Source organism: bacterium (assembly GCA_023150945.1).
Lineage (GTDB): Bacteria > Zhuqueibacterota > Zhuqueibacteria > Zhuqueibacterales > Zhuqueibacteraceae > Coneutiohabitans.
Window position 1 is genome coordinate 112944 of the sequence record JAKLJX010000016.1, and the last position, 17827, is coordinate 130770.

23 protein-coding genes are annotated in these 17827 nt (G+C 58.2%); 3 read left to right on the forward strand and 20 right to left on the reverse strand.

From position 1 onward, the window contains the following. Positions 1 to 15 precede the first annotated feature (15 nt). From L6R21_19630 to L6R21_19640, 3 genes are all read left to right on the forward strand, one after another. Entirely contained in the window at positions 16 to 921 is a 906-nt protein-coding gene (locus tag L6R21_19630; GenBank protein ID MCK6561412.1) for a hypothetical protein, read from the forward strand. Positions 922 to 988: 67 nt separating this feature from the next. Further along, positions 989 to 1363, forward strand: a complete 375-nt coding sequence (locus L6R21_19635; GenBank protein MCK6561413.1) for a four helix bundle protein — start codon at positions 989 to 991, stop codon at positions 1361 to 1363. A gap of 142 nt (positions 1364 to 1505) precedes the next feature. Continuing rightward, complete coding sequence (locus L6R21_19640) at positions 1506 to 4214, forward strand: tetratricopeptide repeat protein (GenBank protein ID MCK6561414.1); 2709 nt, start codon at positions 1506 to 1508, stop codon at positions 4212 to 4214. Positions 4215 to 4276: 62 nt separating this feature from the next. Here L6R21_19640 and L6R21_19645 read toward each other — a convergent pair whose 3' ends face one another. From L6R21_19645 to yajC, 20 genes are all read right to left on the reverse strand, one after another. Continuing rightward, positions 4277 to 4636: a type II toxin-antitoxin system PemK/MazF family toxin gene (locus L6R21_19645; protein ID MCK6561415.1), complete on the reverse strand. Its 360-nt coding sequence runs from the start codon at positions 4634 to 4636 to the stop codon at positions 4277 to 4279. 5 nt (positions 4637 to 4641) lie between these two features. Beyond that, a complete protein-coding gene (locus L6R21_19650; protein ID MCK6561416.1) occupies positions 4642 to 4887 on the reverse strand; it encodes a hypothetical protein in 246 nt (81 codons plus the stop codon). Positions 4888 to 5174: 287 nt separating this feature from the next. Continuing rightward, entirely contained in the window at positions 5175 to 5462 is a 288-nt protein-coding gene (locus L6R21_19655; protein MCK6561417.1) for a hypothetical protein, read from the reverse strand. A 153-nt stretch (positions 5463 to 5615) separates the two neighbouring features. After that, positions 5616 to 5888 (reverse strand): hypothetical protein, encoded by a 273-nt coding sequence (locus L6R21_19660; protein MCK6561418.1) that lies wholly within the window; start codon positions 5886 to 5888, stop codon positions 5616 to 5618. Between the two features lie 188 nt (positions 5889 to 6076). Then, a complete protein-coding gene (locus L6R21_19665; protein ID MCK6561419.1) occupies positions 6077 to 6289 on the reverse strand; it encodes a hypothetical protein in 213 nt (70 codons plus the stop codon). 15 nt (positions 6290 to 6304) lie between these two features. After that, positions 6305 to 6721 carry a (2Fe-2S)-binding protein gene (locus L6R21_19670; GenBank protein ID MCK6561420.1) on the reverse strand — a complete coding sequence of 139 codons (417 nt, stop codon included), beginning with the start codon at positions 6719 to 6721 and terminating at the stop codon, positions 6305 to 6307. A 256-nt stretch (positions 6722 to 6977) separates the two neighbouring features. Continuing rightward, positions 6978 to 7784, reverse strand: a complete 807-nt coding sequence (locus L6R21_19675; GenBank protein MCK6561421.1) for a tetratricopeptide repeat protein — start codon at positions 7782 to 7784, stop codon at positions 6978 to 6980. Positions 7785 to 7881: 97 nt separating this feature from the next. Then, positions 7882 to 8745 carry a hypothetical protein gene (locus tag L6R21_19680; GenBank protein ID MCK6561422.1) on the reverse strand — a complete coding sequence of 288 codons (864 nt, stop codon included), beginning with the start codon at positions 8743 to 8745 and terminating at the stop codon, positions 7882 to 7884. Between the two features lie 57 nt (positions 8746 to 8802). Further along, positions 8803 to 9456 (reverse strand): glycerol-3-phosphate 1-O-acyltransferase PlsY, encoded by a 654-nt coding sequence (gene plsY, locus L6R21_19685; protein ID MCK6561423.1) that lies wholly within the window; start codon positions 9454 to 9456, stop codon positions 8803 to 8805. A gap of 150 nt (positions 9457 to 9606) precedes the next feature. After that, a complete protein-coding gene (locus L6R21_19690; protein MCK6561424.1) occupies positions 9607 to 11400 on the reverse strand; it encodes a DegV family EDD domain-containing protein in 1794 nt (597 codons plus the stop codon). Positions 11401 to 11575: 175 nt separating this feature from the next. After that, positions 11576 to 11728, reverse strand: a complete 153-nt coding sequence (locus L6R21_19695) for a hypothetical protein (GenBank protein ID MCK6561425.1) — start codon at positions 11726 to 11728, stop codon at positions 11576 to 11578. Between the two features lie 67 nt (positions 11729 to 11795). Continuing rightward, positions 11796 to 12116 carry a hypothetical protein gene (locus L6R21_19700; protein ID MCK6561426.1) on the reverse strand — a complete coding sequence of 107 codons (321 nt, stop codon included), beginning with the start codon at positions 12114 to 12116 and terminating at the stop codon, positions 11796 to 11798. Beyond that, positions 12106 to 12360, reverse strand: coding sequence for a hypothetical protein (locus L6R21_19705; protein ID MCK6561427.1), 255 nt, complete (start codon positions 12358 to 12360; stop codon positions 12106 to 12108). The genes L6R21_19700 and L6R21_19705 overlap by 11 nt, the downstream gene beginning before the upstream one ends. Positions 12361 to 12438: 78 nt before the next feature. After that, positions 12439 to 13113 carry a ribulose-phosphate 3-epimerase gene (gene rpe, locus L6R21_19710; protein MCK6561428.1) on the reverse strand — a complete coding sequence of 225 codons (675 nt, stop codon included), beginning with the start codon at positions 13111 to 13113 and terminating at the stop codon, positions 12439 to 12441. An 81-nt stretch (positions 13114 to 13194) separates the two neighbouring features. After that, on the reverse strand, positions 13195 to 14001 hold the full coding sequence (locus L6R21_19715; protein ID MCK6561429.1) for a PASTA domain-containing protein: 807 nt from the start codon (positions 13999 to 14001) through the stop codon (positions 13195 to 13197). A 4-nt stretch (positions 14002 to 14005) separates the two neighbouring features. Continuing rightward, complete coding sequence (rsmB, locus tag L6R21_19720) at positions 14006 to 15379, reverse strand: 16S rRNA (cytosine(967)-C(5))-methyltransferase RsmB (protein ID MCK6561430.1); 1374 nt, start codon at positions 15377 to 15379, stop codon at positions 14006 to 14008. A 5-nt stretch (positions 15380 to 15384) separates the two neighbouring features. After that, the gene (locus L6R21_19725) at positions 15385 to 15762 is read right to left on the reverse strand and encodes a hypothetical protein (GenBank protein MCK6561431.1); all 378 of its coding nucleotides are present in this window, start codon (positions 15760 to 15762) and stop codon (positions 15385 to 15387) included. A 168-nt stretch (positions 15763 to 15930) separates the two neighbouring features. Beyond that, a complete protein-coding gene (gene fmt, locus L6R21_19730; protein ID MCK6561432.1) occupies positions 15931 to 16881 on the reverse strand; it encodes a methionyl-tRNA formyltransferase in 951 nt (316 codons plus the stop codon). Between the two features lie 28 nt (positions 16882 to 16909). Beyond that, positions 16910 to 17467, reverse strand: coding sequence for a peptide deformylase (def, locus tag L6R21_19735; protein ID MCK6561433.1), 558 nt, complete (start codon positions 17465 to 17467; stop codon positions 16910 to 16912). After that, positions 17468 to 17794 carry a preprotein translocase subunit YajC gene (yajC, locus tag L6R21_19740; protein ID MCK6561434.1) on the reverse strand — a complete coding sequence of 109 codons (327 nt, stop codon included), beginning with the start codon at positions 17792 to 17794 and terminating at the stop codon, positions 17468 to 17470. Positions 17795 to 17827 lie beyond the last annotated feature (33 nt).

Consider the following 17827-nt stretch of genomic DNA (forward strand, 5'->3'; position numbering starts at 1 on the left):
ACTTGGGAGCCTGACATGAAAACACGAATGGCGTGCCGGTTGATACTCTGGAATATCCTGTTGGCAACGCTGCCTGCGGCAGCGCAGGATTTTTGGTCGTGGTGGGGCGACGGCAAAGCCGAGTTGTCGTCTTACCAAACGAAAACCCAACGCTACGGCGAGTTGCGTGAAGGCTATGCCGTTTTAGTTTACGTGACGGAGGAAATCTCACGCACCACGCGCATCAAAGTCGAGTCCGACGCCATCCCGCCGGCCGACCGCGCGCCGGTGCTGAAGCTCAATCACGTCGTCAAATTTCCCACCGGCATTTATGACTATTCGCTGTTGACCTCGACATTCAGCAGCATCGAATCCGAATTAGGCCGCCCGGCATTTGAGCCCCTTAAAATCTCTTTCTCCGCGCAGGAGTGGTGCGGCCATGTTTATCAAATGCTGCTTCCGCAGCGCGATCAAGTCGAGCTGACGCTGCACAGTTATTTTCAAAGTGAAGGCGATCAGAAGCGATCCATCAAATTACCGGCAAACGTCGCGTTCGAAGACAATTTTTTGATTTGGATTCGCGAGCTGAAACGCGAAATGCTGGCTGCGGGGCAACGCCGCAACCTGCAGATTCTGCCGAGCGCGTGGGCTTCGCGCTCAGGACATCAACACGTAGAGTTTCAAGCCGGCGCGATCATCAAAGAAGAGGGCGAAGCCGTGAAGCTGGGCAATGGCGCCGAGCCAACCTGGCGCTGGACCTGGCAGGTCGGCAATCGCACGGAAACATATTGGGTGGAGAAAGCCTATCCGCATCGCATTCTCAAATGGCAATCCAGTGACGGCGGCACCGGCGAGCTGATCAAAACCCTGCGCCTGCCCTACTGGCAATTGCACGGCAATGATGATCTGCCCTATCGCGCGCAGCTCGGGCTGCCGAAGTAGGTGGTAGGTGGTAGGTAATAGGTGGTTGGTGGATAAATGCTTGGCAAAATCCAAATTGGAGGGCAGGATGGAGAAGGCACTGGTGAATAGGTTTGAGGATTTGCAGTGTTATCAAAAATCACTCGAGCTCCATCTGGAAATCCATGAGCTAACGTTGAGTTTTCCAAAGTTCGAAATGTACGAACTTGGCTCTCAGCTTCGCCGTTCAAGTAATTCGATACCGGCAAATATCGCCGAAGGCTGGAACAACAAGCATCACAATATCTATCTCGAAGGCCTTAATCGCGCACTGGGAGAGTTGCGCGAGACGCAACATCATCTTCACGTCGCTCGCAGAAAGGGCTATATCACCCAGGAAAAGTTCGAAGCTCTACTTGCTCGCTACAACGAATGCGGCAGAATGTTGAAGGGACTCGAGAGAGCGCTTGAGAACAAGAAATGATGAAATCGGGGTGGCCGGACGTAGGTTGTGAGTTGCAGGTTGTAGGGAGCAGGGGATAGCTAAGCTCCTACAACCCATCACCTACAACCTATCACCCACAACCTATCACCCACAACCTATCACCCACAACCCACAACCGTATATGCCCGGCCAAACCGTAAAACTGCTGAAGGTCTTCCTCGCCTCGCCCGGCGATGTGAGGCTCGAGCGTGAAAAAGCGCGCGACGAGATTCTCAGTCTCCGTGCGCTGGCGCAGAAGCACGGTTTTGATCTCGAAGCCACGGGCTGGGAAACGCACGCCACGCCCGGCATGGGCCGCAGCCAGGCCCGCATCAATCAACTCGTGCGGGAATGCGATTTGTTTCTCGGCATTCTCTGGCGGCGCTTCGGGCTTCCCACCGGCGAAGCAGAATCCGGCACGCTGGAGGAATTCACTCTTGCCCGCGAACGCTATGCGCGCGAGCATGCCCCGGAAATCATGCTGTACTTTCGCGAAGTGCATCCCGACTTTCTCGCTGATCCCGGCCCGCAACTGCGCAAGGTTCTCGGATTCAAACAACAAGTGGAAGAGGGCCGGCTCGCGCTTTATGCCAACTACCGTGATCCCGAGCACTTCGCAACGCTTTTGCGCCAACACGTCACCGATTGGCTGTTGAAGCTCGCTCCCGCCACGAACAACGACCAACGACTCACGACCAACAACGCTTCTGCTCAGGACACCCCGCCCCTCTCCGCCTTCGCTGAACACCTCGAATACTGCCGCACCGAATTGCAGAAAACCGCGCGGCCTTTGCGGCTGCGCACGCTCACTTTGCCGCCGCTGTTTCTGGAAGAAGTCGAGGTTGAGCGGCCGCGCAACATGAAAGTAAGCATTGCGGTGAAAACCTTCCCGCGCTTGCTCATTCTCGGCGAGCCGGGCGCGGGCAAAACCACTTCGCTCAAGAAACTCACATCAGAATATGCGGTCTGGCGCGGCGAAGGCAAGGAGCCGGGACTCAATGAGCCGGAGGATTTCGATCTCCCCATCTTTGTCGATCTCTCGGCCTATCCCACCCTGGCGGCCAAGGACTCCCAACACGGCTTGTGGCGCTTGCTTACCGCGAGTGTACGAGGCGTGCATGATGTCGATGTCCGCAAGCGCCTCGCGACCGGCGGCTGCTTGTTGCTGTTCGACGGCCTGAATGAGGTCGGCGAGGCGTATGATGAAGTCGTGCACCACCTGCGCCATCTCGTGCACGAGATTCCGCACAATCGTTTTGTCGTGACTTGCCGGCCCGGCATTTATCGCGATGAGCTGCGCCATGAATTCGTGACGTTCCAACTCGAGCGGCTAAGCAGCTTCAATGCTTCGAAGGTTTTGGAGATCGAAATCGGCGCGGAGAAGGCGCAACCGGCGTGGAAAGGATTGGATGAATACACGCGCGACCTCTGCCGCAATCCGCTCATGCTCACGCTGTTGGCGGACGAGCTGCGCGCGAGTGATAATCCGCCGCAAAACCGCGCGGAGTTGTTCGACCGTTTTATCGACCGCTATTTGAGTGAATGGGCGCGGGTGAAAGGCGCAGGCTCAGTGCGAGTGGAAAAGGAGATTCTCTCGGCGCTGGCGTGGCGACTTGGGATCAGCCGGACCCTGCTTTCCGCGGATGAAGCCGCGGCCGTCATGTCTGCCCGGCTGGCGGAACTGCAGCGCAAGAACGAAGCGCCGCAGCATTTGAACGTCGCTGATCTCAATCGTGAATTCCTGCACCACGGCCTGCTGCGCGAAAGCGCGGGCCAAACCGGATTCTTTCACCAGGCCGTGCAGGAATATTTCTTCGCGCGCGAAGTGGCATTGCATCAATCAATCGAATACGTTTTGAAGCATGCCAGCGACCCTGAATGGGCGGAAGTTTTGGTGTTCGTCTGCGGGTTGGTGGAGGATGCGACGGAGGTGGTGAGGGAGGTGATGAAGGGAGATCCTTATTTGGCTGCGAAATGTATAGTATATGCAAAAGAAGTCGATAGATACGTTGTCGATGGTTTGGCAATAAGCCTTATCCAAAAACTAAAAGCAAAATTTGAAAAAGATGTTTGGGTTGGGGAATTATATCCAGAAATGCTATCCATTCTATCTTTAGAATTCAAAACGTATACTAAAAAACTCGTAGATCTTTTCCGGCGTGCATATTATGAGAACGCTCAAGCACTTTACGATTTTGCTTATATGCTCCTTGCACTAAATATTTCAGAAAAAGCAATACACTTCCTTGAGCCTTTGGTAAGTGAACAGCCTAATGATGTGGGTCTTAGAGGATGGCTTGCAGCAGCATTTCGACATGTAGGGAATTTTGAAGATTCTATCTCAAACCTGAAGAAGTGTTTAGATTTAAAGCCAGACAATGAATGGCTTTGGAGCAATTTGGGTAGAGTGTATAATGAGCTTAAGAACTATCAAGAAGCGGAAAAAAGTTTTTGCCGAGCTATAGAATTAAAGGATGACTCATTTAGAGCACACTGTCATTTCGGTTTAACTTTATTGGCAATGAAGAGGTATAAAGAAGCTTTAGAAGAATTTCAAAAATCTATTAACTTACGTTATGGATATGGCATGACACACAATGGTTTAGCGGAACTTTATCTCGAATACTTGAATCAACCAGAAAAAGCCATATCAGAATATGAAATTGCACTTCAACTTGAACGACGCCCATTCAAAATATCTCAATCGTTGTTCGGTCTTGCCCGCACTCATGAAGCCGCCGGCCGTACCGCCGAAGCCCGGCAGCGTTATCAAGAATACCTCGACCGCTTCCCCTGGGGCGAGCATGCGCAAGAGGCGCTGGCCGCGTTGGAGCGGCTGGGGGGAGAATAAGTCTTGTGCTACGGCATTTCCTATCGATCTTCTTTTGGAAGGAAGAGCGATATAGTGACGAGCTATCTCTCAAGAAAGCCCAGGGCGCGGAACAGCTTGAGGTTGATTTCTTCCATGCGCTGCTTGTTGATCTTGCCCAGCTTTCTGACGAGATCAGTCTTGAGAATCGTACGCATAATGCCCAAAAGGATTTTTGAATCACGTGCAAGGCCGGATTCCCGCGATTTGACGATGACATCCTGTTTGTACACGCGATCCAACTTTTTCGTGCTCAATGGCGCGACAATGACAAAGGGATAATGCGAATTGTCATTATCTTCGTCGTTTTGCAGGATGATTACGGGCCGGGCTTTCTCAACTGCCGGCTCATCTTCGTGCGGAAATTCGAAGAGCTTGGCCAAATAGATTTCCCCGCGTCGCATAGTGATCAAATCCTCGAAACGGTCGAGCGGTATTCAGACATGATCTCCTGCGCGTAGCCCGCGCCGGGTGTCTCACCAAAATCGAACCGTCTCGCCAGCTTTTGATATTTGCTTTGCGCTTCCTCAAATGCCAAAGAAGCTTCGTCTTCATGATCGAGAAAGGTGATTATAACCGGCGTGTTCGGTTTCTTGTCGACTTTGGCAAGTGGCTTGATCGTCTTGCCGGTGTACGTGCCTCTGATGGAAAGCATTGTTTCTCTCCTCATGAAAACCAATTGATGACGATTGGTGAAATTAAAGATGATTACCTGCGGCCCGACGCCGAAGACTGGCATCGTACTCGACTACACGGAAGAACGATAACAAGTGAACTTCAGAAAACCAAGCCATTTTTCCGGCACTTTCGTGAGCCGTGGGCCGCACTTCTGAAGCCCGGCAGCGTTATCAAGAATACCTCGACCGCTTCCCCTGGGGCGAGCATGCGCAAGAGGCGCTGGCCGCGTTGGAGCGGCTGGGCGAGATCTAGGCAGGCTTCACTTCAGCCTTCGACTTCTGCATATTTATCATACTGCTCTTCTGTCATCGTCTCTAAACGAGTAATCACGAAATCGCTGTTGCCATTGAACCGGGAGCGCAAGAATCGGAAAAGATCTCGTTCGCGCTCAGACCAGTGCCAATTTTCAAAACCTCTACGCGCAACCACAAGAATGTGAACGCCTACCGCAATGCCGCTGGGCTTGACTTCGACCAATGTGGCTTCAATTTCATGGTTACGCACCCATTCGGTCACTGCTTCACGCAGTTCCTCCAAAACGGCGGTTTTCATGTTTCACCTCAAAAATATCGAGCCAAAAACGTTATGATGCCGTGCGCCGGATCAAAGAGCGCCCGATCGAAAGCATCGGCATCCTGCTGCGTATGAATTGCGCCCTCATAACGCAGCGCCATCGACCATCGCTTGTGAATGAGCAGAAAGTTCTCATTCACCTCCTCTTCGGCGGGCAGGCGTGAATAAGGCCCGGAACAACAAAGCAACAACTCCAAATCGTGCACTTGAAAAATGTGCCGGAAGATTCGAAACTTCGGGTTGTTTGCTGATCACCAGTTCCAGTGCCAATTCGAGCAAAGTCCCGGCATACAGAACCGCCCCCGCCCACCGTCCGGCGGCGCGCAAAGCATGGTATTCCGCCTTGCGTTCTTCGAAGGCTGCGCGCAACGTCGCGAGATCTTGCTGAATGAGCTTGAGTGCCATCAGAGCTCCTCCCAATATTCCTGCCCCGGCGGCAACGCAGCATGGCCCTCGCGGCCGGTTGCCGTGAGGCAACAATAGCGAACACCGTCTCCAAAATCAAGGCGTTCTCGGAAGCGCGCCGCCCTTGAAACGAAAATGCCCTGAGCGTCACCCCGCTCAGGGCATTTTCGTTTTGGCGTACCGCGCCTTCACGGCTCCGAGCAACTGTGGAAGAAGCCGCATTGGGGGCAAATCAAACGGCAGCGGAAGTTTTGCAGGCGGGTGCCGCAATTGTCGCAGTACACCCAATAGCCGTACGCATCCTCCGCCGGCGGCGCCTTGGCTTCCACGTCCGGCTTCGGCAAGGGCAGAGAGGCGGGCCGTGAGAGCAGCAGGGTTTCCCGTTCGGAAATGTGAAACATGCACCCTCTTCCTCGTTAGAACAACGGTTTGCCCACCATTTCGAAAACCATGAACAGTATCGTGCCCAGCGTCAATGCGCCAAAGACCAGAGCAATCGCGCCGAATTTGACATTCTCCTTCATCACCAGGCCGTAGGCCATGGCCGGCGCGGTGTTGACGGTGAGGTCGCCGTTGATTCGCGCCTGGCAGGCCAGACGTTCCTTCGGCTGGTCACCGAGCTGCAGCTTCTCGAAAAGCGTCGGCCGGTTGAGACACTCGCCCGGTTGCACCGCAATCCGGTCCGTGCCGCATAATCCGAATCCGCGACAATTGATGAATCGGTTGACGCTGCCGTACACGCTGACGCCCGCTTTTTTCGCGGCTTGGCGCACGGTGGTGCCTTCCGGAACCTCCACTTTGCGATTCTCGGCTTCGAAGTGAACGGTGGGCATGGGCTTGTCCTCGTTCGTTGGATGCTGGATGCTGGATGCTTGATGCTGGATGCTTGATGCTTGATGCTTGATGCTTGATACTGGATGCTTGATACTGGATGCTTGATGCTTGATGCTGGATGCTGGATGCTTGATACTTGATGCTTGATACTTGATACTTGATACTGGATACTGGATACTGGATACTGGATACTGGATGCTGGATGCTGGATGCTGGATACTGATCACTGACTACTGGACACTGGCATCCTCTTGCTCAGTGGTTCAGCGATTTCAGACCTTCGTGTGCGCGGTTGACCAAGTCACTTGACTTGCTGGTGGCAATTACTTTGTTCCACCATTCCGCGGCTTTTTCGTGCTCGTGCATGGCGGCATAGATCACCGCCATGTTGAACATGGCAAAATCATAGTTGGGGCGATGCTGCAGCGCGGTCTGCAATTCCTCCAGCGCCCGGTCGTTCTGTTTGAGATTGAAATAGGCGCCGGCGAGATTCAGCCGGGTTTCGACATCCTCCGGCTTGACCGCCAGCATATCGCGATAGTAGCCCGCCGCTTCCTCATATTTGCCGGCCATGTCGAAGATCGCCGCCAGGTGCAGCAAGGCGTTGATGTCGGCCGGGTCTTCTTGGGCGCGTTTTTTCAGCGAATCGATCTGTGAAAAAATCGGCGCCATCGAGGCCATGTCAGACATTCCTTGTGCCGGCGGTTGACTTTGGCCGGCGGCCGGCGCCGGTGCAGCCGCATTGACCGGCGCGGGATTGGTGCGCGGATAGAACAGAAAGAACAAAATGCCCACCACCACCGGAATGCTGGCGAGCAGCCCCACTGTCACCCACGGCGAGCGTGCGCCGCGGCCAGGCGCGACGTGCCACTGACCGGAAGGTGCCGCGGCTTCGGCGGTGGCCACGGCTTGGCCGCACTGCGGGCAAAACTTGGCTCCCGGTTTGAGTGCGCCGCCGCAGGCTGCACAAGTGCCTTCACTGCGTTGCGCCAGCTTGGCGCCACACGCGGGACAGAAACGGCTCTGCGGCGAGACTTCAGCGCCACATTCGTTGCAATTCATGCGGGTTTCCTTCATCGGATTACTCTGGAAAAACCAGCGCGACCGCGAAGTTTTTTCCAGCTTGGTTCTTGGCTCGTTTGCAGCCGGGCAGACTGCGCTACGGTTCCTGGGTACGCAACATTTTCAAAATGCGATCGAGAAAAGTCGCTTTGGCAATATCATCCTGCTGGGAATGAATCAAAATCAGATTGCGCACCATGCGCGCGATAATGGTGCGCGGCGAGGCACGCTGCAGCATGCGATCTTCGAAGGTCATGCCCGAGCCGTGCAGCAGCTTCATGCACTCCGCGCGCGTGATCAGGCGGCCGCCGTAGAAGGGATCGAGGAGAAACGATTCCGCCGGCGTGTGGTATTGGCAGATGAAATGCACCGGCAGGTTGACGCCATACACCGGCACCTGCAGCCGCCGCGCCATCAGCAAATAGACCACGGACAGGCTCACCGGAATGCCGGTGCGGCGTTCGATGACGCGATTCAAATAGGAATTGTCGGGATCGTGGTATTCCTCCACGTTGCCGTGAAAGCCCTCCTCCTCGAACAGCACCTGATTGATCGCCTCCACGATGGCGCGGCCGGTTTTGGTCTGCGGCGGCTCCGCCAGACGGTCGCGAATGCGGTCGGCAAAGCCCTCCAGCTCCTTCTGAAACGGCGCGATGTCCAAGTCCGGATAGCCCACACGTGCCAGCAAAAAGGCGGCATGTTCGAGATCGATCTGCTCTTCCTCCAGCAGGCCCAGCACATAGAACGAGCTGATCAAATCCTCCTGGCGGATTTGTGCCAGCACGTGGCGCGCTTCGATGCGCGTGCGGCCGTCGCCGTCGTCATGTGCCGCCTGCCGCAGAAAGACCTCGGCCTCCTGGCCGATCTGCAGCAAGTGTTCACGCGCGATACTGCGAATATTGGCATCCTCGTCACCCAGCAACGTGATGAGCGCCTGAATTTCGTTGGGAGATTTCTTCACCGGTGCTTACGCCCTCGAAAGAGTTCAGAATTTGTCCGCCGGTCACCGTGGCGCGTCTCAGGTTCGCATCGCCGGCTTCTTGCCGCCCAGGCGATTCTCCGTGCCCTCGAGCAGGCGCTGGATGTTCTTGCGGTGGGTGAAGACGATGAGAAAGGCGATCGCGAGGCTGAATTGGAAATGCGCCTCGGGAATCTCCTGGCGCGTGAATTTCTGCGCCAGCAGCAACACCACCGGCAGGCTCACCGCCGCGAGCATCGAGCCCAGCGAAACATAGCGCGTGGCATAGACCACGGCGACGAAAATCACCAGGCACACCAGCGCGGCGAGAGGATACAGCGCGAGAATCATGCCGGCGGCCGTGCCCACACCCTTGCCGCCGCGGAAGCCCGCAAACACCGTCCAGATGTGGCCCAACACCGCGGCGACGCCGGTCACGATCGGCAGCACGGTTTCATCGATGTGCGGCGGGCCGAGCGGCTGCCAGCGTGAAATCCAATACGTCGCCGCAAAGCCCTTGAACACATCCACCAGCATCACCGCCAGACCGGCCTGCCAGCCGAGCACGCGAAACACGTTGGTGCCGCCGGCATTGCCACTGCCTTCATTGCGAATGTCAAAATCTTTGCCGCGCACCAGCTTGCCGACCAGAATCGCAGTGGGAAACGAGCCGGCCAGATACGCGGCGAGCAACACGAGCAGGAATGATAGCATCGCATAACCTCACCCGAGCGCCGTTACCGCCGGCGCCCAAAAAAGTATTCACGAATCGCCAAAATTTTCTCACAACCGCAAGCGCTGCGTTGCGGGCGTCGGTCCGGTCTTGCGCGCCGCCGCGCACAAACCGGGCACGAAACCCGCCGTTCATTCTCCCAAAAACGCAACGGCGACTGCGCCGGGCCCGGCATGCACACCCAGCGCCGGTGACACGCTGGTGACGGGAACCTCGGCCAGTTCCAACCGCCGGCGCAGTTGCTCGGCCAGAAAGGCCGCGGCTTCCGGCGCGTTGGCATGCGCGACCATCATGCGCAGTTTGCGCTTGCCGGCTGCTGCTTGCGTGGCGATCTCAATCAATTTGCGGTGCGACTGGTCGCGGCTGAAGGCCTTGGCCACCACCTGCGGCCGGCCTTCGGCGTTGAGGGTGATGATCGGCCGGATCTTCAACAAACCGGCAAGCCCGCCGCGCAAGCGCGACACGCGGCCGCCGCGCACGAGATAGTCCATGGTCTCGACCGTGAAGAGCAGCTTGACGTTTTGCACTGCCCACTGCACGTGTTTCTCGAGCTCATCCAGCTTCATGCCGTTTTCCGCGGCTTCCGCGGCTGCCTGCACGATCAGGCCCTGGGCAATGCACACGTTCTTGGAATCGATCACGCGAATGTTGATGTCGTTGTGCACCGCCTGCGCCGCGCGCTGCGCCGCCTGCAGGGTGCCGCTCAGCGCGCCCGTGAGAATGATGGCAAGGGCCTCACGATGATTTTGCGCGACATGCAGGTAGACTTGCTTGAAATCGCCGGGCGCGGGCTGTGAGGTGGTGGGATGCACCGGGGAAGTGGCGAGCAGCTCGTAGAAATCGCGGTCGGTAATGGTCACCTTGTCAACGTAACTCTTGTTGCCGAACGCGAGCGCCACCGGCACCATGTGGATGTTGTAGCGAATGAAATCATCGGCCGGCAGGTCGCAGGCGGAATCGGTGATCACCGCCACCGTCTGCGCCGCCGGATCATGATGGGCGCGGGCGTGCTGGCTCCGCATGTCGTCTTGCTTGAAATTGACCAGCTCGCCGTATTCCCGTGCCAGGGCGAACACTTGCTCCGGCTCATTGCTGTGAATGTGAATGCGCACGCGCTCGCTCGAGCCTGCCACGATCATGGAATCGCCCAACGCCCGCAGCCGCTCGCGCAAAGCCCGGCGGTCGATGTCTTTGCCGACGATGAAGGCCTGGGTGCAAAACTGAAAGGTGATCTGTTCTGGCTCCTCCGCGACCTGAGCCTTGGCATTGCCAAAGGTCAAGATGCCCCGCGCGATGCGCTCGATTTTGCCGGATTGCATGAAATGCAGAATGCCTTCGAGCAGATGCACGAAGCCCTGGGCGCCGGCATCCACCACGCCGGCCTTGGCCAGCACTTTGAGTTTTTCCGGCGTGCGATTCAGAGAGTCGGTTGCGGCTTGCAGGGAGGCGCGGATCAGGGTGGGAAAATCAGTGACCCGCTGCCAGGTGTCGTGAATGTATTGCGCCCAATCGTGGATTACGGTGAGAATGGTGCCTTCACGCGGCTCGGCGATGGCTTCCCGTGAAAGCCGGGAGGCGGTCAACACGGCGTCGGCAAACATGGCCAGGTCGGCCCGCGTCTTGCCTTCGAAACCTTCGGAAAGCCCCTGGAAGAACTGCGCGAGAATGGCGCCGGAGTTGCCGCGCGCGCCCATCAGCGCCGAATCCGCCAGCGCCAGGCTCACGGCATGCACCGATTGTTCCTTGCAATTGAGCGCACCCTCCGCCACGCTGCGCATGGTCAATGCCATGTTGGTGCCGGTGTCGCCGTCCGGCACGGGGAAGACGTTGATGTTGTTGAGTTGCTCCTGCATTTGAATCAAGCGTTGCGCTCCGGCAATCACAGAGTCTTTCAGTCGCGGTCCGTCAATGTAAGTAATGGGCATCGCACACGCCTTGCAAAGGTGAATCTCGGTGCTGTCATCACAACCATCATGGTAGCGGGCAGGGTCGCACTATTGTCCGAAAAGAACGGCGCAAATGTAGGCTCACAAGCCTGAAAAGTCAAGCGAAAACCAGGAGGCGAGGGCTTGCCCATTTGAAAATGGAAGGGACATTGGTTTACTCCGCTTCCCGCCGGGCGATTTCCAGCAGATCGTCCACGCGGAGCTCTTTTGCCCATCGCCGCAAGTAGTTGAAATCGAGGTCTTCCGCGCGAATTTTCAGTAAGCCGAGAATGTCGCGCCATTGACGGTCGGAGACTTCGCCGCCCATGCGGTACCCCTCCAGATTGGAGAGAATAGTATCCTCGCCACTGGCAAACTTTGCGCTGATCTCCCTGTCAAAGGTAAATGTCTGCCTTTGAGCGCGGGATGAAGATATCCACCTTGAACATGCTTTCGAGATCGATGATGTTGACATTGGAGCAATGCTGAATGGATTCGGCGATCATCTCCTCGTCAATGTAGAATTCGTCCTGGAGCACCGAAACGAACGGCCGCAGATGTTCGAGGCGCATTGCCGCGACGATATCCGAATCTTGCGTGGTGCGTACCATCCCATGAAGCGTACTGGCGAGCGAGCCGCCGATCAGGTGCGGGACACCAAGTTTCTCGAAAACAGCCGTGACTTTGAATGTGACTTCGATGGGTTCATTTTGCATGGCTGGTTTCTCCGTACACCTTGCGTGCCAGTTCCTCTCCCAGCAGCAAATCCGCCAGTTTGCGGCGCAGTTCGGCTGCGCTCGCCTGCGGATGTTGCGCGCGCAAACCCGCCAGCGCCAGCATGCGGTCGGACGAATTCAACTGCGCCAGCATGTTCAGCTTGCGCGTGGGACTCGCCTGCCGCCACAACTGGATTTGCAGGGCCTCCATTTTGGGATGGGTGTCGGAATACAATCTGGCCATGACTTCTCCCCAAAGAGCTTTCTATTCGACGCCTCTGCGTCATCGCTCGCGCCGAACAGGAAATCGCTTGTTTCCAAATTATCGTGAATCGGGCAAGGCGGCGAGCGCGGTCTTCTTGAGCTGCGCGCAGGCAGCGGCGGCATCGGCTGCGCCAAAAATGGAGGAGCCGGCCACCAGCACGTCGGCGCCGGCGCGCACGGTCGCGGCAACAGTATCCAAGTCAATGCCGCCATCGGCTTCGAGCAAAATCTCGCGGCCGGTCGATCGCATCATCTCGTGTGCCCGCCGCAGCTTGGGCAGAGTGCTGTGGATGAAGGATTGTCCACCGAAGCCGGGGTTGACGGTCATGACGAGCAGGAGATCGATGTCGCCGAGAATCTCCTCGACGAGCGTGAGCGGCGTCGCGGGATTGAGCGCCACGCCCGCGGCTGCGCCGGTTGCACGAATCTGTTGCACCACCCGATGCAGGTGAGTGCAGGCTTCGACGTGCACGGTAAGGCGGTCGGCGCCGGCGTCGCGAAAAGCCTGCAAGTACTTCTCCGGATGCTCGATCATGAGATGTACGTCGAGCGGCAGCGGGGTGCACCGCCGCGCCGCGGCCACCGCCAGTGGGCCAAAGGTAAGATTGGGCACGAAGTGGCCGTCCATGATGTCGCAGTGAATCCAATCCGCGCCGGCGCTTTCGACTTGGTGGATTTCCTCCCGCAGCCGGGAAAAATCAGCCGAGAGAATGGAAGGGGCAAGCAGGATCATGGTGTTGGCAAACTGACTGAGGCCATCGTCGTTCGCAGCTAGCGCGATTGGCGGCCAGGCCGCATGCGCAGCACGGTTGTTTCAATCATTGCGATCCGGCAGGGAACTGAGTTCTAAATCAATCGCGGCGCCCTTTTCGACGATGGTATTGGCTTGCAGCGATTGCCGGATCACGGTCTCGGGCAGCAAATCCGGCACGATGGTGTAGGTGAGTTGGCCGATGCGCAGACCCGCCTGCTGGATCTTGAGCACGGCATCCTGCAGCGTGCGGCCCTCGAGCTGCGGCACCACGAACGCCTCCGGTTCCGGCCCGACGCTCAGCGTGATGTTGACTTTGGTGTTCATCGCGACTTCGGCGCGCGGCGGCACCGACTGCCAGCTTATCGCGCCCTCGGGGTGAATGCTGGAATAGTCATAACTTACCGAGCCCAACGCCAGCCGCGCCTGATTCAACAGCAGCTCGGCTTCGCGCTGCGAGCGGCCGACGAGATCCGGCACTTGAATGCGCTTCTCGCCGCGGCTGGTGACGACGTGTACGCGCCGGCCATATTTCACTTTGGCCTGCGGCGCCGGGCTTTGCTCGACCACGTAACCGAAGGGCAGTTCGTCACTGAAGCGTTCTTCCTCCTTGATGATCGCGAAACCGGCATTTTCCAATGTGGCTTTGGCGTCTTCATAGCGCATCTTGGTGATGTTCGGGATTTCCACTTCCTGGCCGTGGCGGGTGTAGAGCGGCATCACGATCCAGTCCATCAACAGGCCGAACGCGAGCGCGAGGGCGAACAGTCCGGCGGCCAGCCGGAAGAAGCGGTTGTTCAGCGCGGCAATCAGGCCGCGCCGCCAGAAGCTCAAAGCCGGGGAGCTTTTGGGAGTAAAAACCTTGTTCATGCTTTCAACTCGATTTTTGCAGATGTGCTGCGAAACTGCCGTCAACGCCGTGACGATGCAGAAAGGTTCGCACAAAACCCTGTTCGTCGCAGAAGCGTTCATCAACGAATTGTTGCGCCGGCCGCAATCCAAACTCCGGATGGCCGGCCAGGAACCAGGCAACCATCTCCTCGTTCTCCGCCGGTTCGGTGGTGCATGTGCTGTAGATCAGCCGGCCGCCGGGTTTCACCAGCGCGGCGGCGTTGTGCAGAATCTCCTGCTGCAATTGCACCAGCGCGGGAATATCTTCCGGCCGGCGGCGCCAGCGCAGGTCACTGCGCTTGGCCAGCACGCCCAGCCCCGAGCACGGCGCATCCACCAGCACCACCTCCGCGGTCACTCCGGAAAAGGTGCGGGCATCGGCGGCAATCATGTCGATTTTGCGGTGCACGCGCTGCGCGGCTTCCACCAGGAGGTGCAATCGTCTCGGGCTTTGATCGACGGCAATCACGCGGGCTTGCGGCGCCAGCTCCGCGAGATGCAGGGCCTTGCCGCCCGGCGCGGCGCACAAATCCAGAATGATCTCTGCCGCCGCCGGTGCGGCCAGATGCGCAACCAAGCCGGCACTGCCGTCTTGCAGCACGAAGGCGCCGTTCTTGAAGGATTCCAGCTTGGCGAGGTGATGCTGCGGCGGCACTTGGTAAAAATGCGGCAAACCGGCAATCTCCCGGACGGTTGCTCCGGCGGCGGCCAATTCGGCGAGCACGGTCTGCGCGTGGCGCGCCGGCTCCACTGCGCGAAGCGTCAAGGCTGGGATTTCGTTGTTCGCTTGCGCCAGCGCCAGCATCTCGGCGCTGCCGTACAGCTCCTGCCAGCGCCGCAACAGCCACTCGGGATAGCTCAGCGCCTGTGCCAATTTCTCAAAATCATTCGTCTGCGCCAAAGCCGCGGCCTCCGGCCAGACGAAAGGTTCACGCAGCGCGCTGCGCAAGACCGCATTGCACAGCCGCGCCAGGCCTTCGCCAAAATGCGCGCGCGCCAACTCCACGGCCTCATGCACCACGGCATAGGAGGGCACGCGGTCGAAATAGCGAAGCTGAAACAGCGCGCTGCGCAGAATATTCTTCAACAGCGGCCGGGCGCCCGCGAAATTCTTCTGAAAATGAAGCGCCAGCTCGGCATCCAGGCGGCGACGCCAGCGGGTCACGCCGTTGGCAATGGCGGTCACCAAAGCCTTGTCACGCTCCGGCAGACGGCTGCGGCCGAGATGCTTTTCCAAAACCTGATCGAGATAGGCGCTGCCGGTTTCCGCCTCGGTGAGAATGCGGCACACCAGGGCGCGCGCCGAAGCGGGGCGCGCAGCGGCGGCGCGCTGGGCGGAGGTTGCCATGTCAGACATGCGTGCTATTCTTCCACCGGCTTCACGCGAGTGACGAAGTATTCGGTTTCGCCGAACCAATCGACCGGCAGCCCGATATGCTGCTCGTAGGAAAGCGCGACGCGTTTGCCCATGGTCTGGTTGATCTTTTCGGCGATGGCATCTTCGCGCACGCTGAAGTAGAATTTCTCGGGCATCACCCCGGGCACGGTCGCCAGCGCCAGCTCGCCCTCCCAGGTTTTGAAGATCCAGCCTTTCTTCGAGAGCTTCTGCACATAGCCGGCGCGCTCGCCGCTGGAATAGCTCCAGGTCAGCATCATCCAGGTGTAAAGGCTCACCACGACCAGCGGAATCAGGATCAAGCCTGCAATCCAGCGGCCCACATGAAATCTTTTGCCTTGCATATGCCCGACTCGATTGGGAATTAGTTTCCGTCCGAATTTGCGGTCATTTGAATAAAGTGTTCCTGTAACGGCTTGGCCGTTGCCTCAAAACTGTGGGAGTTTCCACGACGCCCGGCGCTTTGACACCTCGGCTCAGTCGAGGTTGGAACGTTTTCGGACAGCCACGAATTAGAGTGAACGTCCGAACTTCTCCGCCACCGCCATGCGATGCCCCTGCAAGAACTCGCTCGTTTTCATGGCGCGTTTGCCCGCCAACTGCAGTTCCGCGACGGCCAGCACACCGTCGCCGGTGGCGATCAACAGCTCGCCGGCCCGGGCATCGACGTGGTGCACGCTGCCCGGCGTGAGGTCGCCGGCCTTGGCCGGAACCACCCGGCCGCGCAAAATCTTCAGATTCTTGCCCTGCCACTGCGTGCACGCGCCCGGCACCGGGCTCAGACCGCGAATGAGATTGTAGATCTCGACCGCGGTTCGGTGCCAGTCAATCTCCGCGAGCGCATCGGTGATTTTGGGCGCGAGCGTGGCCTCGCCCGTTTGCGGCTGCGGCACCAGCGTGCCCTGCTGAAATTGCTCCAGCGTTTCGATCAACAGCTCGGCGCCGAGCCGGGCAAGACGATCGTGCAACTCGCCCAGCGTCTCTTCGGGGCCAATCGGCGTGCGCCGTTGCAACAGTAATTGGCCGGTATCGACTTTTTCGTTGATCAAAAACGTCGTCACGCCGGTCTCGGTTTCGCCGTTGATGAGCGCCCATTGCATCGGCGCGGCGCCGCGGTACTTGGGCAGCAGCGAGGCGTGAATGTTGATGGTTCCCCGGGTGGGAATGCTGAACACCTGCGGCGGCAGGATGCGAAACGCGACCACCACAAAAACGTCGGCTTTGAGCCGCTGCAGGCTGTCCACCAATCCCGGATCATTCAGCCGGGCGGGCTGCAGCACGGTCAAGCCGTGCGCCAGCGCGCATTGTTTGACGGCGCTGGGCCGCAACTGCAGGCCGCGGCCGGCGCGCTTGTCCTCGCCGGTCACCACTGCCACCACCGGCACGCGCTGTTCGAGCAGTTTTTCCAGGGGCGGCACGGCGAACGCCGGCGTGCCCATGAACACGACTCTTAAATCTTGCAAAGAAGCCACTGGCATACCATGATCAATGCTAAAATTTCGGCCCGCGGCCGGCGTTGCGCTCAGCCACCATTTCCAGCCGGGTTTGCTCCGCCAGCGCCTGCAGCCTTTTGTTGAGCAGCCGGCGCTTCAAAGGACTGAGGCGATCCACGAAAAAAACGCCGTTGAGATGATCGATTTCGTGCTGCAGCACGCGCGCGAACAGGCCTTCGAATTCTTCCTCCTGCGGCCGGCCCTGCAGATCGACGAAGCGCACCCGAATGCGCTCATGGCGGTCGACCTCGCCTTCGATCTCGGGGATGCTCAGGCAGCCTTCTTCCATCGTGAGCATCTTGCTGGAAGTCTGCACCACTTCAGGATTGACGAACGCCCGCGGGGCAGTGCCTTCCTCAATCAGCCCGACTTCAACCACGCACAGGGCCTCGCCAGAGCCAACCTGATTGGCCGCCAGGCCGATGCCGCTGGCCGCCTGCATGGTTTCAATCATGTCCGCCGCGAGTTGCCGCAGGCGCGCCGCGCCGGCCGGCGAGGGCGCAGCCTTTTGCCGGAGAATGGGATCACCATATTTGCGGATGGGCAATACCGCCATCTACTTCGACTCCGTTTTTTCCATCTTGCGCCCGATGCTGCTGCGCGCCACTTCGAGCTTGACGTTATCGGCCACCTGCAGCACCACGGTCTGTTCTTTCTCCTTCACGCCCACGATCTTGCCGTAAATGCCGCACGACATGATGACTTCATCACCCTTCTGCAGGCTGGCGAGCATCTTGCGCATTTCCTTCTGCTGCTTCATTTGCGGCCGCAGGATCAAGAAATACATCACCAGAATGAACAACACGAACATCAAACCCATGTCGAAAATCGGATTCCTGGCGCCCTCGCCGCCAGTCTGCAACAGCCAAGTCAACATCAACATTTGCCTTCCTCCTTGCCAGCTCGTGGTGGATTG